A 20,682-nucleotide genomic window follows, 5' to 3' on the forward strand; every position below is an offset into this window, starting at 1 on the left:
GTTGCCCTCGACTTATTGCGCTGCAGCAGCAGTAGATGGCGCCGCAGCGGCCCCAGGCGCTTGCCAGGGCACGGCTTTGACGGGGGTGCCCGGTGGCAGCATTTGCAGCTTTTGGAAGCCATCGACCATCACCTGCTCACCCGCTGCCAAACCGTCCTCCACCAGCCAGCGATTGCCATCGGCGTGGCGCACCTGCACTTTGCGTGGTGAGGTTGCGCCCTCGGGGCTGACCACCGTCACCATATCGCCTTGTTCGGTGCGTGTGACGGCCTGTTGGGGCAGCGCAATCGCATTGGCCACCTGGGCCTGCTCCAGTCGAATGCGCACATACTGGCCGGGCAGCAACAAACCGTTCGGATTGGGCACCTCAGCACGCAGCGTGACCTGCCCGGTGCTGGCATCCACACTCAGGTCCGCAAAGAGCAATTGGCCCGTGTGCTCATACAGGCTGCCATCGTCCAGCACGATATGCACGGCACCAGCCTGTTTTCCGGGGTTTTGCAGCTGACCGGCCTGGATGGCTTTGCGCAGCGCAAAAGCATCGCTGGCCGATTGGGTGAAATTGACAAACAGCGGATCGATTTGCTGCACCACTGCCAAGGCGGTGGCTTCCCCTTGCCCGACCAACGCCCCTTCCGTGACCAATGCCCGGCCAATGCGGCCGGCAATCGGGGCCGTCACCTTGGTGTAACCCAAGTTGATTTGCGCCGTGCGCACACTGGCCTGCGCGGCTTTGACCTGGGCCTGGGCCTGTAAATGGCTGGCTTTGGCGTTGTCAAAGTCTTGCTTGCTGATCGCATTGGTATCAATCAAGGCCTGGAAACGCTCAAACTGTATAGCTGCTTGCGCAGCATTCGCTTGTGCTTGAGCAAGATTAGCTTGTGCACTCTGCACCGCAGCTGCGTAAGGTGCTGCATCTATTTCAAATAAGACCTGATTGGCCTTCACGTCCGAGCCTTCAGTGAACAAGCGCTTTTGCAAAATGCCCGCACTGCGGGCGCGAATTTCGGCGACCCGTGAGGCCTCAACGCGGCCCGGCAATTCGGTCAGCAGCCCCACCTCTGCCGGCGTGGCCGTCACCACGCCAACCGGCACCTGGGGGGCAGCCCCCCCGGCGGGCTTTTGCGGGGCGGCATTGTGCTCTCCACAAGCGGCCAGTGTCAGGGCGCTGACCACGGCCAGGGGCAGCAGTGGGCGCAAAGCCCAAGAGGATGAAAGGCGGGGGTGAGTACGCATGATGAATTGTTGTTGGGGCGAGCAGAAAAGACGGAGCCTCAATTTTGCAATTGAATTCCCAGGGATTAATTACATATATCCATGAATGTATAAAATAGGTATTTTAGTAAAATTTTGTACTAACCCTGCACACCAAGGGGTATTTATAAAGAGAGGACACGAGTGTAATGGCGCGCAAAACTAAAGAAGATGCAGAGATAACCCGGGGGCGGCTGCTGGATGCGGCCGAGCAGGTGTTTTATGAGCGCGGCGTGTCGGGTGCCTCGCTGGCGGATGTGGCGCAGTGCGCGGGCTTGACCCGTGGGGCGGTGTATTGGCACTTTAAAGACAAACTAGATCTTTTCGATGCCATGCTCCAGCGCGTCACACTGCCCATCGAGCAAGGGCTGCTCCTGGATGGTGCTGCAGCAAAGACAGCGCCCATCACCAGAATCCTGGAGCGCTTTGCCTTGATTGCACAGGTGGTTTCCGAAGATGCCCGCGTGCGCCGGGTGTTTGAGCTGGCCATGTTCAAAGTCGAACATGTCGGTGACTTGGCGGCCGTGCAGCAGCGCTGGGTACGGGGTGTCGATCGCTGCATTGCACTGCTGGAGCAAGATTTGCTGGCCGCCCAGCAAGCCTGTGCCCAGCCGCTGCCGCTGCCTGTGGGACTGGCTGCCAAGGGGTTGCAAGCGCTGTTTGACGGGCTCTTGCATGCGTGGCTGCTGCGTGGCGGGCAAGGCTCGCTGTGCGAGGAAACTCAGCAACTTGCACGGTTTTATTTGCAAAGCTTGGGTTTGTCGGCTGAAAAATGATGCTAAAGCTGAAAAAATTCTAAAAATCACGCTACAATTGCAGCTTGCAGATTTTTTTGCTTATTTTGCGCAGCGGCGCTAAAGCGGCTGTAGCTCAGTGGATAGAGTATTGGCCTCCGAAGCCAAGGGTCGTGGGTTCGATCCCCGCCAGCCGCGCCAAGTAAAAAAATCATAAAAAAATCTGCTACAATCGAAGACTTTCCCGGAGGAGTGCCCGAGTGGCTAAAGGGGGCAGACTGTAAATCTGTTGGCTTACGCCTACGCTGGTTCGAATCCAGCCTCCTCCACCATATATTTAACAAGCGCCACTTTGTGGCGTTTGTTATGCGGGAGTAGTTCAATGGTAGAACCCCAGCCTTCCAAGCTGATGACGCGGGTTCGATTCCCGTCTCCCGCTCCAGAGTGAGTGCGCTGTAAAGCGTCTTGCCCATGTGGCTCAGTGGTAGAGCACTCCCTTGGTAAGGGAGAGGTCGGCAGTTCGATCCTGCCCATGGGCACCAAGTACGGTGCTGGTGTTGCCTGCATTTTTGAGGTTGGCATTTAATTTTTTTCGGAGTCGAAAAAATGGCAAAAGAGAAATTTGAACGGTCGAAGCCCCACGTAAACGTGGGCACCATCGGCCACGTGGACCACGGTAAAACCACGCTGACCGCTGCTTTGGCAACGGTGCTGTCCAAGGCCTTCGGTGGTGAAGCCAAAGACTACTCGCAAATCGACAACGCGCCTGAAGAAAAAGCCCGTGGTATCACCATCAACACCTCGCACGTGGAATACGAAACGGCCACACGCCACTACGCCCACGTCGATTGCCCCGGCCACGCTGACTATGTGAAAAACATGATCACCGGCGCTGCCCAGATGGATGGCGCTATTTTGGTGTGCTCGGCCGCTGACGGCCCCATGCCCCAAACCCGTGAGCACATCCTGCTGGCCCGCCAAGTGGGTGTGCCTTACATCATCGTGTTCCTGAACAAGTGCGACATGGTCGATGACGAAGAGCTCCTGGAGCTGGTCGAAATGGAAGTGCGCGAGCTGTTGGACAAATACGAATTCCCTGGCGACGACACCCCCATCATCCGTGGCTCGGCCAAGCTGGCCCTGGAAGGCGACCAATCGCCCATCGGTGAAGCGGCTGTGATCAAACTGGCTGAAGCCCTGGACAGCTACATCCCCACGCCTGAGCGTGCTGTGGACGGCGCATTCCTGATGCCTGTGGAAGACGTGTTCTCCATCTCTGGCCGTGGCACCGTGGTGACCGGTCGTATCGAGCGCGGCATCATCAAAGTCGGCGAAGAAATCGAAATCGTCGGTATCAAAGACACCCAGAAAACCACCTGCACGGGCGTAGAAATGTTCCGCAAACTGCTGGACCAAGGCCAAGCCGGTGACAACGTGGGTCTGCTGCTGCGCGGCACCAAGCGTGAAGACGTGGAACGCGGCCAAGTGCTGTGCAAGCCCGGCTCCATCAAGCCGCACACCCACTTCACCGCTGAGGTGTACGTTCTGTCCAAAGACGAAGGTGGCCGTCACACGCCTTTCTTCAACAACTACCGTCCCCAGTTCTACTTCCGTACCACGGACGTGACCGGCTCGATCGAGTTGCCTGCTGACAAAGAAATGGTGATGCCTGGCGACAACGTGTCGATCACCGTCAAGCTGATCGCCCCCATCGCCATGGAAGAAGGCCTGCGCTTTGCTATCCGCGAAGGTGGTCGTACCGTGGGCGCTGGCGTGGTTGCCAAGGTTATTGCCTAAATTTTAGGGTTTTAGGGGTATAGCTCAATTGGCAGAGCGTCGGTCTCCAAAACCGAAGGTTGTAGGTTCGATTCCTACTGCCCCTGCCACCACTTAAGTGGTTTTGCTCTAAGCCCGCCCACACCGGCGGGCTTTGGTGTCTGTAGACTGCTGGAAGGCAGTATCAAAGTTGAATATGGCTACATCGCAAGTTGAAACAGTGAGTACCGGTGCCGACAAGGCAAAACTGGCGGTTGCCGTTGGTTTGGTGATTGCTGCCATTGCTGGGTTCTACGCGCTGTCCAAGCAAGGTGCTTTGGTGCAGTGGGGCGTTCTGTTGCTTGGAATCGCGGCTGCTGTGGTAGTCTTTTTGGTTTCTGAGTCTGGGCGGCAGCTGGTCGGCTTTTCTAAAGACTCCGTGAAGGAAGTCAAGAAAGTTGTCTGGCCCACACGCAAAGAAAGCGTGCAAATGACCCTGTACGTTTTTGCGTTTGCGGTCGTCATGGCTTTGTTTTTGTGGCTGACGGATCAAACGCTGGCATGGGTCCTATACGACCTGGTTCTGGGCTGGAGGGGTTAATGACGGATGCAATGCAAGTGGCAGGCCTGGTGGGAACGCCGGAGACTCTCGCCCCAACAACCAATCCAGATTTGCGCTGGTATATCGTTCACGCTTATTCCGGGATGGAGAAGGCGGTAGAGCGCAATATCACCGAGCGCATCAACCGGGCTGGGATGCAGAATAAGTTTGGACGCATCTTGGTGCCTACCGAAGAGGTGGTTGAAATGCGCAACGGTAAGCGCAAAACCACTGAGCGTCGTCTGTTTCCTGGCTATGTGTTTGTTGAAATGGTGATGGAAGATGACACTTGGCACTTGGTGAAACACACTAGCAAGGTCACAGGGTTTGTCGGTGGTGCCAAAAACCGTCCTGCCCCGATTTCCGAAGCGGAAATCCAAAAAATCGTCGATCAAGTGCAAGAGGGCAATGACAAGCCGCGCCACAAAATTGAATTCATGGTCGGTGAGTTGGTTCGCGTGAAAGAAGGCCCGTTCACAGATTTCAACGGTTCGGTTGAAGAAGTCAATTACGAGAAAAGTCGCCTGCGTGTTTCTGTGGCGATCTTTGGCCGCTCAACACCGGTTGAATTGGAATTCTCGCAGGTTGAGAAAACCTAAACTTTAAGTTTTTGCCTTTCTATTGCTTGTCAGTAGGGGCGCACGTACCACAGGCTTGCGTGCTGAAATAAAAGCCTTAATCACCCCGGGGAGCTTGGTATCACACAAGCAGTGTGTGCCAAGCGTTAACCCGCAAGGAGCTTTCTATGGCGAAGAAAATCGTCGGCTTCATCAAGCTGCAAGTACCAGCTGGTAAAGCCAATCCATCCCCTCCAATTGGTCCTGCATTGGGCCAACGTGGTTTGAACATCATGGAATTCTGCAAGGCGTTTAACGCACAGACCCAAGGTGTTGAACCTGGTTTGCCTTTGCCTGTGGTGATCACGGCATTTGCAGACAAAAGTTTCACTTTTGTTATCAAGTCGCCTCCAGCCGCAGTGCTGATCAAAAAAGCAGCCAAGCTGGACAAAGGTTCGGCCAATCCCCTGAAAGTCAAGGTTGGCAAGATTACCCGTGAGCAGCTGGAAGAAATTGCCAAAACCAAGCAAAAAGACATGACTGCTGCCGATGTGGACGCAGCTGTGCGTACTTTGGCTGGTTCGGCTCGCTCGATGGGCGTGATTGTGGAGGGTGTGTGATATGGCCAAATTGACCAAAAAGCAAAAAGCCCTGCAGGGTAAAGTGGACGCAACCCGTCTGTATCCCTTCGCTGAAGCCGTGGCTTTGGTGAAAGAGGCTGCCACTGCTAAGTTTGATGAGTCCATCGACGTGGCTGTGCAGCTGGGTGTCGATTCGCGTAAATCGGACCAAGTGGTGCGCGGTGCTGTGGTGCTGCCCCACGGTACGGGCAAGACCACCCGTGTCGCAGTGTTTGCCCAAGGTGCCAAGGCTGATGAAGCCAAGGCCGCAGGCGCTGACATTGTTGGCATGGATGAATTGGCTGCCATGGTGAAAGCCGGTGACATGCCTTTTGATGTGGTAATCGCTGCGCCGGATGCCATGCGCGTTGTCGGTACTCTGGGTCAAATCCTGGGTCCTCGCGGTCTGATGCCCAACCCCAAAGTGGGTACAGTGACGCCTGATGTGGCTACGGCTGTGAAAAATGCCAAAGCTGGTCAAGTGCAGTTCCGTGTGGACAAGGCCGGTATCGTGCACAGCACCATTGGCCGTCGTTCGTTCGACGATGCCAAGCTGCAAGGCAACTTGGCCGCCCTGATTGATGCCCTGAACAAAGCAAAACCTGCAACCAGCAAAGGTTTGTACCTGCGCAAGGTGGCCCTGTCCTCGACCATGGGCCTGGGTGTTCGTGTTGATGCACAAACCATCGCAGCGTAATTTGCTAGAATCCTCGGTTCTCTAAAAAAGAGAGTCGAGTGTGGTGGGCTACTGCTTTTGTGCAAGCAAAAGCAGTAGGCCATCCAAGACCGCTGGTGTGCCAAGTGAATTGGCACTTAATGTTTGACGCCAGCGTAGATGGCGAACCCGCTGCAGATGGAATTTTTAAAACTTCCGAAACAGTTGGTCGCTGCAAACCCAAGAGCGCGTGTGGATGAGCAATCAGAAATACGCATACGAAGGAGTAGACCTTGAGTCTGAATCGCAGTGAGAAAGAAGCGGTCATCAATGAAGTGACCAGCCTCGCCGCTAAAGCTCAAACGCTTGTGATCGCGGAATACCGCGGCATCGCGGTCGCCGATATGACCAAACTGCGCGCTGATGCCCGCAGCAAGGGTGTGAGCCTGAGCGTGTTGAAAAACACCCTGGCCCGCCGTGCTGTGGCTGGCAGCCAGTTTGAGATCGTGGCTGACCAGATGACCGGCCCGCTGGTCTATGGCTTCTCTGAAGACGCAATTGCCGCTGCCAAAGTAGTGGCGGACTTCGCAAAAACCAACGACAAGCTGGTGATTCGCGGTGGTGCGTTTGCAGGTAAAGCCCTGGACGTCAATGGCGTTAAAGAGCTGGCAAGCATCCCCTCCAAAGACGTGCTGCTGGCGCAATTGTGCGGCCTGCTCATGTCCCCCATCTCCCGTACCGCAGTGGTGCTGGGCGCTTTGGCGGCCAAAAAGGGCGAAGGCGAAACGGCTGCTGCTTAACCAAGCGCAGTGCAACTTACACCAACAATATTGTTAGGAAATCAAAATGGCATTCGATAAAGACGCATTCTTGACCGCTCTGGACAGCATGACCGTCCTGGAACTGAACGAGCTGGTCAAAGCAATTGAAGAAAAATTTGGCGTGAGCGCTGCTGCTATGGCCGCTCCTGCTGCTGCTGGCGCTGGCGCCGGTGCTGCTGCCGCTGAAGAGAAGACCGAGTTTGACGTCGTGCTGCAAGAAGCCGGCGCCAACAAAGTGTCCGTGATTAAAGCTGTGCGCGAAATCACCGGTCTGGGCCTGAAAGAAGCCAAAGACCTGGTCGATGGCGCTCCCAAGACTGTGAAAGAAGCAGTTGCCAAAGCCGACGCTGAAGCTGCTGTGAAGAAGCTGGTCGAAGCTGGTGCCAAGGCTGAACTCAAGTAATTGAGTCCGCTTTCCTGAGGCTGGAGAGTCCGCAAGGGCCTCCAGCCTTTGGTGCCTGTGCAGCCAGCGCAGGCGTAGGTGTTAGAACACATCAGAAAAATCAGGTGGCTGATTTTTCTTGTGTCTTCTGACCATTCCGACAACAGAAGATGCCTTGGTTCGGGCGATGTGCAATGCATCGCCGTCCGCCATTGGTTGGTAGTGGCCAACCGCCAAGCCGGTAAATAAGACTTTCATGGTTTTCATTTGCCGGGCCGTGTCGCCCAGCCCTTGCCCCACAGGACTCATGTCTTTGCCCGGAGATCTCATGGCCTATTCTTACACCGAACGCAAGCGGATTCGCAAAAGCTTCGGCAGCCGCGATAGCGTGCTCGCAGTGCCCTATCTGCTACAAATGCAAAAAGATGCATACACCGCATTCTTGCAAAAGGACGTAGCGCCTAAAAAACGTGCTGACGAAGGCCTGCAAGCCGCCTTCAACGCCGCCTTCCCGATCGTCTCGCACAATGGTTTTGTCGAGATGAAATTTGTCGAGTACAACCTTGCCAAACCTGCTTTCGACGTGCGCGAGTGCCAAACGCGTGGACTGACTTTTTCGTCGGCCGTGCGTGCCAAAGTGCAGCTCATCATTTATGACCGTGAGTCTTCGACCAACCAGAACAAGGTGGTCAAAGAGGTCAAGGAGCAAGAAGTCTACATGGGCGAAGTGCCCCTGATGACCGACAAAGGCTCTTTCATTGTGAACGGCACCGAGCGCGTGATCGTCTCGCAGCTGCACCGTTCGCCTGGCGTGTTCTTCGAGCACGACAAGGGCAAAACCCACAGCTCGGGCAAGCTGCTGTTCAGCGCCCGCATCATTCCTTACCGTGGTTCTTGGCTGGACTTTGAGTTCGACCCCAAAGACCTGCTGTACTTCCGCGTGGACCGTCGCCGCAAGATGCCGGTGTCGATTTTGCTCAAAGCCATTGGCATGACCCCCGAGCAAATCCTGGCGCACTTCTTCGTGAATGACAACTTCCGCCTGATGGATTCGGGCGCGCAGATGGAGTTTGTCGCCGATCGCCTGAAAGGCGAAGTGGCCCGTTTCGACATCGCCGACAAGGCCGGCAAAGTCATCGTTGCCAAGGACAAGCGCATTACCGCCCGCCACACGCGCGAGCTGGAGCAGTCGGGCACCAAGTTCATCAGCGTGCCGGAAGACTTCCTGCTGGGCCGTGTGCTGGCCAAAAACGTGGTCGATGCCGATACCGGCGAAATCCTGGCCAAGGCCAACGAAGAGCTAACCGAAACCCTGCTGAAAAAAATGCGCTCTGCCCACATCGTGGACGTGCAGTGCATTCACACCAATGAGTTGGACCAGGGCGCTTACATCTCGCAAACCCTGCGCACGGATGAAACCGTGGACGAAATGGCGGCCCGCGTGGCCATCTACCGCATGATGCGCCCCGGCGAGCCACCCACCGAGGATGCGGTGCAGGCCTTGTTCCAGCGCCTGTTCTACAACCCGGACACCTACGACCTATCGCGCGTGGGCCGCATGAAGTTCAACGCCCGCGTGGGCCGCGATGAATCCACTGGCCCCATGGTGCTGTCCAACGAAGACATCCTGGCCGTGGTGAAAATCCTGGTCGATTTGCGCAACGGCAAAGGCCAAGTGGACGACATCGACCACCTGGGCAACCGTCGCGTGCGTTGTGTGGGCGAGCTGGCTGAAAACCAGTACCGCACCGGTTTGGCACGCATTGAAAAAGCCGTGAAAGAGCGTCTGGGCCAGGCCGAGCAAGAGCCGCTGATGCCGCACGACCTGATCAACTCCAAGCCGATTTCCGCGGCGCTGAAAGAGTTCTTCGGCGCATCGCAGCTGTCGCAGTTCATGGACCAGACCAACCCGCTGGCCGAAATCACCCACAAGCGCCGTGTCTCGGCCCTGGGCCCGGGCGGTTTGACGCGCGAGCGTGCCGGCTTTGAGGTGCGCGACGTGCACGTGACCCACTATGGCCGCGTCTGCCCCATCGAAACGCCGGAAGGTCCGAACATTGGCCTGATCAACTCGCTGTCGCTGTACGCGCGTTTGAACGAGTACGGTTTTATTGAAACCCCTTACCGCCGCGTGGTCGATGGCAAGGTGACCAATGAGATCGACTACCTGTCTGCGATTGAAGAAGGCAAGTACATCATCGCCCAGGCCAACGCCGAGCTGGATGCCGAAGGCCGCCTGGTGGGCGATTTGGTGTCGGCCCGTGAAGAAGGTGAATCCACCCTGCTGTCGCCCGAGCGCGTGCAGTACATGGACGTGTCGCCGGCGCAGATCGTGTCGGTGGCCGCTTCGCTGATTCCCTTCCTGGAGCACGACGATGCCAACCGCGCCTTGATGGGTGCCAACATGTCGCGCCAGGCGGTGCCGGTGCTGCGTCCGGAAAAACCCATGGTTGGTACCGGCATTGAGCGCGTGGCCGCGATCGACTCGGGCACGGTGGTGACGGCCAACCGGGGCGGCGTGGTGGACTACGTGGATGCCACCCGCATTGTGGTGCGCGTACACGATGCCGAGGCGCAGGCCGGTGAAGTGGGTGTGGACATCTACAACCTGATCAAGTACCAGCGTTCCAACCAGAACACCAACATCCACCAGCGCCCCATCGTTAAAAAAGGCGATGTGCTGGCCAAGGGCGATGTGATTGCCGACGGCGCTTCGACCGACCTGGGCGAAATCGCCATCGGCCAGAACATGCTGATCGCCTTCATGCCCTGGAACGGTTACAACTTCGAGGACTCGATTTTGATCTCCGAGAAGGTTGTGGCCGAAGACCGCTACACCTCGATCCACATCGAAGAGCTGGTGGTCATGGCGCGGGACACCAAGCTGGGCTCCGAGGAAATCACCCGGGATATTCCCAACCTGAGCGAAACCCAGCTCAACCGCCTGGACGAGTCCGGCATCATCTACGTGGGCGCGGAAGTGCAGCCCGGCGATGTGCTGGTCGGCAAGGTCACGCCCAAAGGCGAAACCACGCTCACGCCCGAAGAAAAACTGCTGCGCGCCATCTTCGGTGAGAAGGCCTCGGACGTGAAAGACACGTCCCTGCGCGTGGACCAAGGCAGCTCGGGCACGGTGATTGACGTGCAAGTCTTCACCCGCGAAGGCATCCAGCGCGACAAGCGCGCCCAGCAGATCATTGACGATGAGCTCAAGCGCTTCCGTCTGGACCTGAACGACCAGCTGCGCATCGTGGAAGCCGACGCGTTTGACCGTATCGAGAAGCTGCTGGTGGGCAAAAAAGCCAATGGCGGCCCGCAAAAGCTGGCCAAAGGCGCGGTCATCACGGCGGAATACCTGGCCGGGGTGGAGAAATTCCACTGGTTTGACATTCGCCCGGCCGATGAGGTGGTGGCTGCCCAGCTCGAATCCATGAAGAACGCCATGGAGCAAACGCGCCACAGCTTTGACCTGGCGTTTGAAGAAAAGCGCAAGAAATTGACGCAAGGCGACGAGCTGCCCGCGGGCGTGCTGAAGATGGTCAAGGTCTATCTGGCCGTGAAACGCCACCTGCAGCCCGGCGATAAGATGGCCGGCCGCCACGGTAACAAGGGCGTGGTCTCCAAGATCACGCCCGTGGAAGACATGCCACACATGGCCGACGGCACCCCTGTCGATATCGTGCTGAACCCGCTGGGCGTGCCTTCGCGGATGAACATTGGTCAGGTGCTGGAGGTTCACCTGGGCTGGGCCGGCAAGGGCCTGGGCCAGCGCATTGGCGACATGCTGCAGCAGGAAGCCAAAGCGACGGAAGTGCGCTCCTTCCTGGAAGAGATTTACAAAGCCCGCGGCCGCGCCCAGGACTTTGCCGATCTGACCGACGACGAAGTGCTGGCCATGGCGCACAACCTGAAAGAGGGCGTGCCCTTTGCTTCGCCGGTGTTCGACGGCGCTTCGGAAGCCGAGATCAAGGACATGCTCAAGCTGGCCTATCCGGACGATCTGAAAGAGCGCAAAGGCTTGACCGACACCCGCACCCAGGCCTACCTGATTGATGGCCGCACCGGCGAGCAGTTTGAGCGCCCGACCACCATTGGCTACATGCACTACCTGAAGCTGCACCACTTGGTCGATGACAAGATGCACGCGCGCTCCACCGGCCCGTACTCGCTGGTCACGCAGCAGCCCCTGGGCGGTAAGGCCCAGTTCGGTGGCCAGCGTTTCGGTGAGATGGAGGTGTGGGCACTGGAAGCCTATGGCGCGGCCTACGTGCTGCAGGAAATGCTCACCGTCAAGTCCGACGACGTGCAAGGCCGTACCAAGGTGTACGAGAGCATCGTCAAGGGCGAACACGCCATCGAAGCCGGGATGCCCGAGTCGTTCAACGTGCTGGTCAAGGAGATTCGCTCCCTGGGCCTGGACATTGAGCTTGAGCGCTCCTAAGGTGTTCTTAAATAAATGAGCGTTTTCCGCTGATAAACAAACGATTTGCAGTAGATATCTGCTGCAAATCGTTATAAATAAAGCGGCAGCAACTATAGTTTTTGAAAGAGGGAAAGAGTTCTATGAAATCGCTACTCGACCTGTTCAAGCAATTCACGCCCGATGAGCATTTCGATGCCATCAAGATCGGCCTGGCTTCGCCCGAGAAAATCCGTTCCTGGTCTTTTGGTGAGGTGAAAAAGCCCGAGACCATCAACTACCGCACCTTCAAGCCCGAGCGCGATGGTCTGTTCTGCGCCAAGATTTTTGGCCCGATCAAGGACTACGAATGCCTGTGCGGCAAGTACAAGCGCCTTAAGCACCGCGGTGTGATCTGCGAAAAGTGCGGCGTTGAAGTCACGCAAACCAAGGTGCGCCGCGACCGCATGGGCCACATTGACCTGGCCGCGCCCTGTGCCCACATCTGGTTTTTGAAATCGCTGCCCTCGCGCCTGGGCCTGGTGCTGGACATGACGCTGCGCGACATCGAGCGCGTGCTGTACTTTGAAGCCTACGTGGTCACCGACCCCGGCATGACCCCGCTGAAGAAATTCAGCATCATGACCGAGGACGATTACGACGCGAAATGCGAAGAATTTGGCTACGACGAATTTGTCGCCAAGATGGGTGCCGAAGGCATTCAAGAGCTGCTGGAAAGCATCGACCTGGACGCCGAAATCGAGCGCCTGCGCGGCGACCTGACCGGCTCGGAAACCAAGGTCAAGAAAAACGCCAAGCGCCTCAAGGTGCTGGAAGCCTTCAAAAAATCGGGCATCAAGCCCCAGTGGATGGTGCTGGATGTGCTGCCCGTGCTGCCGCCGGACCTGCGCCCGCTGGTGCCGCTGGACGGTGGCCGCTTTGCCACTTCCGACTTGAACGACCTGTACCGCCGCGTCATCAACCGCAACAGCCGTTTGCGCCGCCTGCTGGAGCTGAACGCCCCGGAAATCATTGCGCGCAACGAAAAGCGCATGCTGCAAGAGGCGGTTGATTCGCTGCTGGACAACGGCCGCCGTGGCAAGGCCATGACGGGCGCGAACAAGCGCGCCCTGAAGTCGCTGGCCGACATGATCAAGGGCAAGGGCGGTCGCTTCCGCCAGAACTTGCTGGGCAAGCGCGTGGACTACTCGGGCCGCTCGGTGATTACCGTGGGCCCGTACCTGAAGCTGCACCAGTGCGGTCTGCCCAAGCTGATGGCGCTGGAGCTGTTCAAGCCCTTCATCTTTGCCCAGCTGGAGCAGCGCGGCATTGCCACCACCATCAAGGCGGCCAAGAAAGAAGTGGAAACCGGCACGCCGGTGGTGTGGGACATTTTGGAAGAGGTCATCAAAGAACACCCGGTGATGCTCAACCGTGCGCCCACGCTGCACCGCTTGGGCATCCAGGCGTTTGAGCCCATCCTGATCGAAGGCAAGGCCATCCAGCTGCACCCGCTGGTGTGCGCGGCGTTCAACGCCGACTTTGACGGTGACCAGATGGCTGTGCACGTGCCCCTGTCGGTGGAAGCGCAGATGGAAGCGCGCACCTTGATGCTGGCCTCCAACAACGTGCTGTTCCCCGCTTCGGGCGAACCCTCCATCGTGCCGTCGCAGGACGTGGTGCTGGGCCTGTACCACGCCACCCGCGACAAGATCAATGGCAAGGGCGAGGGCATGGTGTTTGCCGATATCGCCGAGGTGCAACGCGCTTTGGATGCCGCGCAGGTGGAGCTGCACACCAAGATCTCCGTGCGCTTGACCGAGTGGGTCAAAGACAAAGTGACCCGCGAATTTGTCGCCACCACGGCCTTGGTGGAAACCACCGTGGGCCGTGCCCTGCTGTCGGAAATCCTGCCCAAGGGCTTGGCCTTTAGCAACCTGAACAAGGCGCTGAAGAAGAAAGAAATCTCCAAGCTGATCAACGCCAGCTTCCGCCAGTGCGGCCTGAAAGACACCGTGGTGTTTGCCGACAAGCTGCTGCAAAACGGCTTCCGTCTGGCGACCCGCGCCGGTTTCTCGGTGGCGATTGACGACATGCTGGTGCCGCCGCAAAAGGCCGACATCCTGGCCCGCGCCGAGTCCGAGGTCAAAGAGATTGAGCAGCAGTACGTCTCGGGTCTGGTGACCTCGGGTGAGCGCTACAACAAGGTGGTGGACATCTGGGGCAAGGCCGGTGACGACGTGTCCAAGGTGATGATGGACCAGCTCAAGGTTGAAAAAGTCATCGACCGCCACGGCAACGAAGTCGATCAGGAGTCGTTCAACGCCATCTACATGATGGCCGACTCGGGCGCGCGCGGTTCGGCTGCGCAGATTCGCCAGCTGGCCGGTATGCGTGGCCTGATGGCCAAGCCCGATGGCTCGATCATCGAGACCCCCATTACGGCCAACTTCCGCGAGGGGTTGAACGTGCTGCAGTACTTCATCTCCACCCACGGTGCGCGTAAAGGTCTGGCCGACACGGCGCTGAAAACCGCCAACTCCGGTTACCTGACGCGCCGTCTGGTGGACGTGACGCAGGACTTGGTCGTGACCGAAAACGATTGCGGCACCTCCGAGGGCACCGTGATGCGCGCCATCGTCGAGGGCGGCGAGGTGATCGAATCCCTGCGCGACCGCGTGCTGGGCCGCACCACCGCCGAAGACCTGCTGCACCCGGAAACCCACAGCCTGCTGCTGCCGGCGGGCACCTTGCTCAACGAGTTCACACTCGATGAATTGGAAGCAGTCGGCGTTGATGAAATCAAGGTTCGCACGGCATTGACCTGCGAAACCCGTTACGGGCTGTGCGCCAAGTGCTATGGCCGTGACCTGGGCCGTGGCGGTCTGGTGAACCTGGGCGAGGCCGTGGGCGTGATTGCCGCCCAGTCGATCGGCGAGCCCGGCACCCAGCTGACCATGCGCACCTTCCACATTGGGGGTGCGGCCTCGCGTGCGGCGGTGGCCTCCAGCGTGGAAGCCAAGTCCAACGGCACGATTGGTTTCAACGCCACCATGCGCTATGTGACCAACAACAAGGGCGAGCTGGTGGTGATTTCGCGCTCTGGCGAAATCATCATTACCGACAACGGCCGCGAGCGCGAGCGCCACAAGGTGCCCTATGGCGCGGTGCTGAACATCAAGCCCGACGAAGCCATCAAGGCCGGTGCCATCCTGGCGCACTGGGACCCGCTGACCCGCCCCATCATCACCGAGTACGCTGGTACGGCCAAGTTCGAGAACATCGAAGAAGGCCTCACGGTGGCCAAGCAGGTGGACGATGTGACCGGTCTTTCGACCCTGGTGGTGATCGACCCCAAACGCCGTGGCTCGACCAAGGTGGTGCGCCCGCTGGTGCGCCTGATCGATGCCGATGGCCAGGAAGTGAAAATCCCCGGCACCGAGCTGCCGGTGGCCATTGGCTTCCAGATCGGTGCGCTGATCCAGGTGCGCGACGGCCAGGAAGTGGGCCCCGGCGAAGTGCTGGCCCGCATCCCGGTCGAAGGGCAAAAAACCCGCGACATTACCGGCGGTCTGCCCCGCGTGGCCGAGCTGTTCGAGGCGCGTACGCCCAAGGACAAAGGCACGCTGGCTGAGCAAACCGGTACGGTGTCGTTCGGTAAGGAGACCAAAGGCAAAGTGCGCCTGCAGATCACCGACCCCGATGGCCACGTCTGGGAAGAGCTGATCCCCAAAGAGAAAAACGTGCTGGTGCACGAAGGCCAGGTGGTGAACAAGGGCGAGCACATTGTGGACGGCCCGGCCGATCCGCAAGACATCTTGCGCCTGCTGGGCATCGAAGAGCTGGCCCGCTACATCGTTGATGAAGTGCAGGATGTGTACCGCCTGCAGGGTGTGAAGATCAACGACAAGCACATTGAAGTGATCGTGCGCCAGATGCTGCGCCGCGTGGTGGTGGAGAACCCGGGCGAGACCACCTACATCCAGGGCGAGCAGGTCGAGCGCTCGGAGATCCTCAACACCAACGAGGCCATTCAGCGCGAAGGCAAGATCCCCGCGACCTACTCCAACATCCTGCTGGGTATTACCAAGGCGTCGCTGTCCACCGACAGCTTCATCTCGGCCGCCTCCTTCCAGGAAACCACCCGCGTGCTCACCGAGGCCGCCATCATGGGCAAGCGCGACGAGCTGCGTGGCTTGAAAGAGAACGTCATCGTCGGTCGCCTGATTCCTGCCGGTACGGGCTTGGCTTACCACCAGGCCCGCAAAGCCAAGGACCAAATGGACGAGGCCGAGCGCCGCGCCATTGCCGAAGCCGAAGAGGCCGAGTTGGCCGCCATCGCCTCGGCGGACGATGTGCAAGACGCAGCTGAATAAGCGGCGTAATCCGTGGCGGCATAAGCACGGCGCTTGCGCCTGCTGCTTGGCCTCAACGGCTGCGTGCAGTTGATCGCCCCCACCCCCAGCAGGGCCCACTTGCTGGGGGTATTTTTTTACCGCTCACAATGCGGTTCCCTGATTTTTGACAGCGCCCGCTGCGCCCTGTGTATGACCTCTTCCTCCTCTAAGCCAGCCAGTCCTGCGCACTCGGCCAGTGTGAAACATCCCGCCTTGCACCAGCAATTGATGTGCGTTGCCCAGGGCTTGCAGCAGGTGCGGGCGGGGCAATCAACCACCACGGTGCTGGAGGCCGTCGTGCCCCCCCTGCGCCCTGGCGTGCAAGCGCTGCTGTTTCAAGTGCTGCGCAACCTGGGGCGGGCGCAGGCGCTGCGGGCCCTGCTGGCCCCCAAAAAACCGGCGGACAAAGTCGATGCGCTGCTGTGTACCGCCCTGGCCTTGGTCTGGGATGCGGCGCAAGCCCCCTACACCGCCTTCACCCTGGTCAATCAAACCGTGCAAGCGGCCCGGGCCTGTGGGTTGGAGCGCCAGGCTGGCTTTATCAACGCCTGCCTGCGCCGCTTTTTGCGTGAGCAACCCGCCTTGGTGGCGGCCACCGATGCGGATTTGGAAGCCCTGTTCAACCACCCACGCTGGTGGATTGATAAATTACAAAAGCAGTTCCCGCAAGATTGGCAACAAATTTTGCATGCTAACAACCAACATGCCCCAATGGCATTGCGGGTGCAGCTACAAAAAATAAGCCAGGCGCAGTACCTGGCCGCGCTCGCCCAGGCGGGTATCGCGGCCCAGCCTTTTGGACTGCAGGGGGTGGAGCTGGCCCAGCCCGTGGCCGTGCAGGCCTTGCCCGGCTTTGAGGAAGGCTGGTTCACCGTGCAAGACGGGGCCGCGCAATGGGCCGCCCCGCTGCTGCTGTGCGCTGCGCCGCAGCCGGGTGCGGCCCCGGCCCCGGTGGTGCCCGCCAACGCACACATTTTGGATGCCTGCGCCGCACCGGGCGGAAAAACGGCGCACTTGCTCGATCTGCTGCCCCAGGCCCAGGTTTTGGCGCTGGAGGTCGATGGCCAGCGCAGCCAGCGCATTCACGACACCTTGGCGCGGCTGGGGCTGTCCGCCCAGGTGGTGGTGGCCGATGCCACCCAACCCCGCCAATGGCTGCCCGCGCCCGGTATGCAGTTTGATGCCATCTTGCTCGATGCCCCGTGCTCGGCCTCGGGCATCGTGCGCCGCCACCCGGACGTACGCTGGCTGCGCCGGCCCAGCGATATCGCCCAGCTGGCCGCCCTCCAAACGCAGCTCTTGGAAGTGCTGTGGCCGCTGGTGAAACCCGGTGGCCGCCTGCTGTACTGCACTTGCTCGGTGTTTCGGGAGGAGGGGGTAGACCAAATTGAGGCGTTTGTTGCACGCCACAAATGCGCCGATTGGCAGCCTTCACCCGGGTATTTGCTGCCCGGCCGTGGCGCAGTGGCTGACAATCAGGCCGGTAACCATGATGGATTTTTCTACGCCCTGCTCGTTAAAACTGCTTGAGTCTGCCCGCTTTCAGGCGCAACGCCGCCGCCTGCTGCTGGGCGGTGTTGGGCTGTTGGCGGCCCCCTGGGGCGGCGTGCCCCTGGTGGCACCGGCCCTGGCCCAAGCGCACACCTTGCGCCTGGACAACGGCGTGCTCTTGCAGCAGGAAGAGGGGGAGCTGTTTCTGAGCTCCGATGTGCCCTGGCAATTGCCCAGCGCCGTTGAGCAAGCCCTGCGCAAAGGCGTGGCCGTGCATTTTGTGGCCGAGGTGCAGCTGCTGCGCCAACGCTGGTATTGGAGCAACCAACGCCTGCTGACGGCTACGCGCTATTACCGCTTAAGTTACCAGGCCCTCACCCACCGCTGGCGTTTGCACACGGGCAGTCAGCCGTTCAACGGCTTAGGCTTGGGCACGGCCTTGGGCAACTCCTACACCGATCTGGCCGATGCCTTGCAGGCCCTGCAGCACTGGGTGCGCTGGCGCATTGGCGCACGCGATAGCCTGCCCGCCGACGGGCCGGCGCTGCTGCAGCTGCGCTTTCGCATTGATTTGTCGCAACTGCCCAAGCCTTTGCAAATTGGCGCTTTTGGCCGTTCGGACTGGAATTTATTGGTGCAGCAAACGCAGCCCTTGATGCTGGAGCAGTTGTAATGCCAGCCAGTGTGTACGACGAGCCCAGCGCCCAGCACGAACAACAACGCGCCCAGCGGCTGCGCAAAACGGCCCGGTGGATTTTGGGCGTTGGCACCGCGGTGATGATGGCCCTGGGCCTGGTGCTGCTGTTTTTGCTGACGGTGGCCACCAACAACCGCCAGCTGTACGAGGATTACTACGTCTGGCTGTTTGGCCTGAATGTGCTGGTCGCCGGCTTGCTGTTGTTGGTGTTGCTGTGGATGGGCGGGCGCTTGTTGCAGCGCTGGCACCAGCGCAAGTTTGGCAGCCGCTTGCTGCTCAAACTGGCGACGATTTTTGCCCTGGTCGGCGTGCTGCCGGGGGCGCTGATCTATACGGTGTCCTACCAATTTGTCTCGCGCTCGATTGAAAGCTGGTTTGATGTCAAGGTCGAAGGGGCGCTGACCGCCGGGGTGAATTTGGCCAGCGTCACCCTGGATGCCATGGCCAATGACATGGCCAACAACACCCGCAATGCCAGCACCCAGCTGGGCGAGGTGTCCGATGCCGGGGCGGGGTTGGTGCTGGAGCGCATCCGCGATCAGCTCGGGGCCATCGATGTGGTGCTGTGGAACAGCGCCGGCGTGGCCGTGGCCTCCGCCGGCGAGTCCTTGCTGGATTTGAGCCCCGAGCGCCCCAGCGCCCAAGTGCTGCGCAGCCTGCGTGGTAGCCAGCGCCCCCTGACCAGCATCGAGGGGCTGGACGATGACCTGGGGGTCAGCGGCACCGTCGATTTGTCCGCCGTGCGTGTGCGCGTGTTGGTCGCTGTGCCCAATGCCCAGCTGGGGCTGCTCACCGGCAACCGCTTTTTGCAGGCCACCATTGCCTTGCCCGCCACGCTGGTGAGCAATGCCCTGGCCGTGCAAGAAGCGCACCGCGAGTACCAAGAGCGCTCCATTGCCCGCCAGGGGCTGCGGCGCATGTACATCGGCACCCTTACGTTGAGTCTGTTTTTGGCCGTATTTGGGGCGGTACTGCTGGCGGTGCTGTTTGGTAATCATTTGGCCCAGCCACTGCTGCTCCTGGCCCAAGGCGTGCGCGATGTGGCCCGGGGCGATTTAACCCCTAAGGCCGTCTCACTCACCCGGGACGAGGTGGGCGGCCTGACCCGCTCGTTTGCCCTGATGACCCAGCAATTGCTGGAAGCACGCACGGCCGTAAACCAAGGGGTGCAAGAGGTGCAGGCGGCCCGCACCAATTTGCAAACCATTTTGGACAACCTCACCGCCGGGGTGCTGGTGCTCGATGCCCAATGGCGGGTGGTAATCGCCAATCCCGGCGCGGCCCATATTTTGCGCAGCGATGTCGCCGCCCTGAGTGGCCAAACCTTGGCCAGCCTGCCCACGCTGGGCAGCTTGGCCGCCATGGTGGATGCTCAGTTTGCTCAGTTTTTTGAAGCACGCAGCGCAGGTGTGGTAACGCCGCGCTGGCAAAATGTCTTTGAATTTTTGCCCCAGCTCCCAGAAGCTGAAACGGCCGGCGAAGTGCCCCAGGACAAAATCACCCTGGTCGTGCGCGGTGCCGTATTGCCCCACGATCAGCGGCTGGTGGTGTTTGACGATATTTCAGAAATCGTCTCGGGCCAGCGCTCCAAAGCCTGGGCCGAAGTGGCGCGGCGGGTGGCCCATGAAATCAAGAACCCACTCACCCCCATCCAGCTGTCTGCCGAGCGCCTGGCCTTCAAACTCAGTGGCAAGCTCCCGCCTGCGGAAGAGGCGTTATTGCAAAAGTCTGTAAAAACCATCGTCGAGCAGGTGGCGGCCATGCTGCGCCTGGTCAATGAGTTTCGCGACTACGCCCGCCTGCCACCGGCCGTTTTGCAGCCGGTGGACGTCAATCTTTTGGTGCAAGACGTGTTGCAGCTCTACACCGAAGAAGGCGTGCTGGTGCCGGTGCACATGGACTTGGACACACACTGCCCCCGCATCGCCGCCGACCCTGGCCAACTGCGCCAGGTGCTACACAATTTGGTGCAAAACGCCCAGGATGCCAGTCTGCAGCGGGCCCAGGCCGAGGGCGTGGCAGTGCAGCCCGTGTGCCTCAGCACCCAGTGGAATGCCACCACCGGCCGGGTGCGCATCACCGTGACGGACAGCGGCTGCGGCTTTCCCGAAGCGCTCTTGCAACGGGCCTTTGAGCCCTATGTCACCACCAAGCCCAAAGGCACCGGATTGGGCCTGGCCGTGGTGAAAAAAATTGCCGATGAGCATGGTGCCCGCGTTGATTTGTCCAACCGCCTCGAAGGGGGTGTCGTAAAAGGCGCACAAGTGTCGCTATCATTTGCCCCTGCAGAGAGTGGAAGCTAGCCGTGCAAGGGCAGCA

General features: G+C 59.6%; 15 protein-coding genes and 5 tRNA genes. 18 read left to right on the forward strand and 2 right to left on the reverse strand.

Annotated elements, in window-relative coordinates; translation table 11 throughout:
* Nucleotides 1-12: 12 nt before the first annotated feature.
* Nucleotides 13-1,236: an efflux RND transporter periplasmic adaptor subunit gene (locus tag J1777_RS10630; protein ID WP_207575678.1), complete on the reverse strand. Its 1,224-nt coding sequence runs from the start codon at nucleotides 1,234-1,236 to the stop codon at nucleotides 13-15.
* Nucleotides 1,237-1,403: 167 nt separating this feature from the next.
* Here J1777_RS10630 and J1777_RS10635 point away from each other — a divergent pair, with 167 nt between their 5' ends.
* From J1777_RS10635 to rplL, 13 genes are all read left to right on the forward strand, one after another.
* A complete protein-coding gene (locus J1777_RS10635; protein WP_207575679.1) occupies nucleotides 1,404-2,030 on the forward strand; it encodes a TetR family transcriptional regulator in 627 nt (208 codons plus the stop codon).
* Nucleotides 2,031-2,113: 83 nt separating this feature from the next.
* A tRNA-Arg gene (locus J1777_RS10640) sits at nucleotides 2,114-2,189 on the forward strand.
* A gap of 45 nt (nucleotides 2,190-2,234) precedes the next feature.
* Nucleotides 2,235-2,320, forward strand: a tRNA-Tyr gene (locus J1777_RS10645).
* A 36-nt stretch (nucleotides 2,321-2,356) separates the two neighbouring features.
* A tRNA-Gly gene (locus J1777_RS10650) sits at nucleotides 2,357-2,430 on the forward strand.
* 25 nt (nucleotides 2,431-2,455) lie between these two features.
* A tRNA-Thr gene (locus J1777_RS10655) sits at nucleotides 2,456-2,530 on the forward strand.
* 64 nt (nucleotides 2,531-2,594) lie between these two features.
* Complete coding sequence (gene tuf, locus J1777_RS10660) at nucleotides 2,595-3,785, forward strand: elongation factor Tu (protein ID WP_207574330.1); 1,191 nt, start codon at nucleotides 2,595-2,597, stop codon at nucleotides 3,783-3,785.
* Between the two features lie 13 nt (nucleotides 3,786-3,798).
* Nucleotides 3,799-3,874: transfer RNA gene (locus J1777_RS10665), tRNA-Trp, on the forward strand.
* A gap of 86 nt (nucleotides 3,875-3,960) precedes the next feature.
* Nucleotides 3,961-4,344: a preprotein translocase subunit SecE gene (gene secE / locus J1777_RS10670; RefSeq protein ID WP_207575680.1), complete on the forward strand. Its 384-nt coding sequence runs from the start codon at nucleotides 3,961-3,963 to the stop codon at nucleotides 4,342-4,344.
* Nucleotides 4,345-4,355: 11 nt separating this feature from the next.
* Nucleotides 4,356-4,943, forward strand: a complete 588-nt coding sequence (gene nusG / locus J1777_RS10675) for a transcription termination/antitermination protein NusG (protein ID WP_207575695.1) — start codon at nucleotides 4,356-4,358, stop codon at nucleotides 4,941-4,943.
* Nucleotides 4,944-5,089: 146 nt separating this feature from the next.
* On the forward strand, nucleotides 5,090-5,521 hold the full coding sequence (gene rplK / locus J1777_RS10680; protein ID WP_207575681.1) for a 50S ribosomal protein L11: 432 nt from the start codon (nucleotides 5,090-5,092) through the stop codon (nucleotides 5,519-5,521).
* Nucleotide 5,522: 1 nt separating this feature from the next.
* The gene (gene rplA / locus J1777_RS10685) at nucleotides 5,523-6,218 is read left to right on the forward strand and encodes a 50S ribosomal protein L1 (RefSeq protein WP_207575682.1); all 696 of its coding nucleotides are present in this window, start codon (nucleotides 5,523-5,525) and stop codon (nucleotides 6,216-6,218) included.
* Between the two features lie 251 nt (nucleotides 6,219-6,469).
* Nucleotides 6,470-6,976, forward strand: coding sequence for a 50S ribosomal protein L10 (gene rplJ / locus J1777_RS10690; RefSeq protein WP_207575683.1), 507 nt, complete (start codon nucleotides 6,470-6,472; stop codon nucleotides 6,974-6,976).
* A 46-nt stretch (nucleotides 6,977-7,022) separates the two neighbouring features.
* The gene (rplL, locus tag J1777_RS10695; protein WP_207575684.1) at nucleotides 7,023-7,400 is read left to right on the forward strand and encodes a 50S ribosomal protein L7/L12; all 378 of its coding nucleotides are present in this window, start codon (nucleotides 7,023-7,025) and stop codon (nucleotides 7,398-7,400) included.
* Nucleotides 7,401-7,481: 81 nt separating this feature from the next.
* On the opposite strand, the gene J1777_RS10700 is transcribed toward rplL, so the two are convergent.
* Nucleotides 7,482-7,709 carry a hypothetical protein gene (locus J1777_RS10700; RefSeq protein ID WP_207575685.1) on the reverse strand — a complete coding sequence of 76 codons (228 nt, stop codon included), beginning with the start codon at nucleotides 7,707-7,709 and terminating at the stop codon, nucleotides 7,482-7,484.
* Here J1777_RS10700 and rpoB point away from each other — a divergent pair.
* From rpoB to J1777_RS10725, 5 genes are all read left to right on the forward strand, one after another.
* A complete protein-coding gene (rpoB, locus tag J1777_RS10705; RefSeq protein WP_207575686.1) occupies nucleotides 7,708-11,820 on the forward strand; it encodes a DNA-directed RNA polymerase subunit beta in 4,113 nt (1,370 codons plus the stop codon). The two genes, J1777_RS10700 and rpoB, sit on opposite strands and share 2 nt — an antisense overlap.
* Before the next feature lie 122 nt (nucleotides 11,821-11,942).
* Nucleotides 11,943-16,154, forward strand: a complete 4,212-nt coding sequence (gene rpoC / locus J1777_RS10710; RefSeq protein ID WP_207575687.1) for a DNA-directed RNA polymerase subunit beta' — start codon at nucleotides 11,943-11,945, stop codon at nucleotides 16,152-16,154.
* Nucleotides 16,155-16,325: 171 nt separating this feature from the next.
* Nucleotides 16,326-17,705, forward strand: coding sequence for a 16S rRNA (cytosine(967)-C(5))-methyltransferase RsmB (gene rsmB, locus J1777_RS10715; protein WP_207575688.1), 1,380 nt, complete (start codon nucleotides 16,326-16,328; stop codon nucleotides 17,703-17,705).
* Nucleotides 17,665-18,339 carry a DUF4390 domain-containing protein gene (locus tag J1777_RS10720; protein WP_242700497.1) on the forward strand — a complete coding sequence of 225 codons (675 nt, stop codon included), beginning with the start codon at nucleotides 17,665-17,667 and terminating at the stop codon, nucleotides 18,337-18,339. The genes rsmB and J1777_RS10720 overlap by 41 nt, the downstream gene beginning before the upstream one ends.
* Nucleotides 18,339-20,666, forward strand: coding sequence for a sensor histidine kinase (locus tag J1777_RS10725; RefSeq protein WP_207575689.1), 2,328 nt, complete (start codon nucleotides 18,339-18,341; stop codon nucleotides 20,664-20,666). Before J1777_RS10720 ends, J1777_RS10725 begins: the two co-directional genes overlap by 1 nt.
* Nucleotides 20,667-20,682 lie beyond the last annotated feature (16 nt).

This window comes from Comamonas denitrificans (assembly GCF_017368815.1).
In the GTDB taxonomy this organism is placed as follows: domain Bacteria; phylum Pseudomonadota; class Gammaproteobacteria; order Burkholderiales; family Burkholderiaceae_C; genus Comamonas; species Comamonas denitrificans.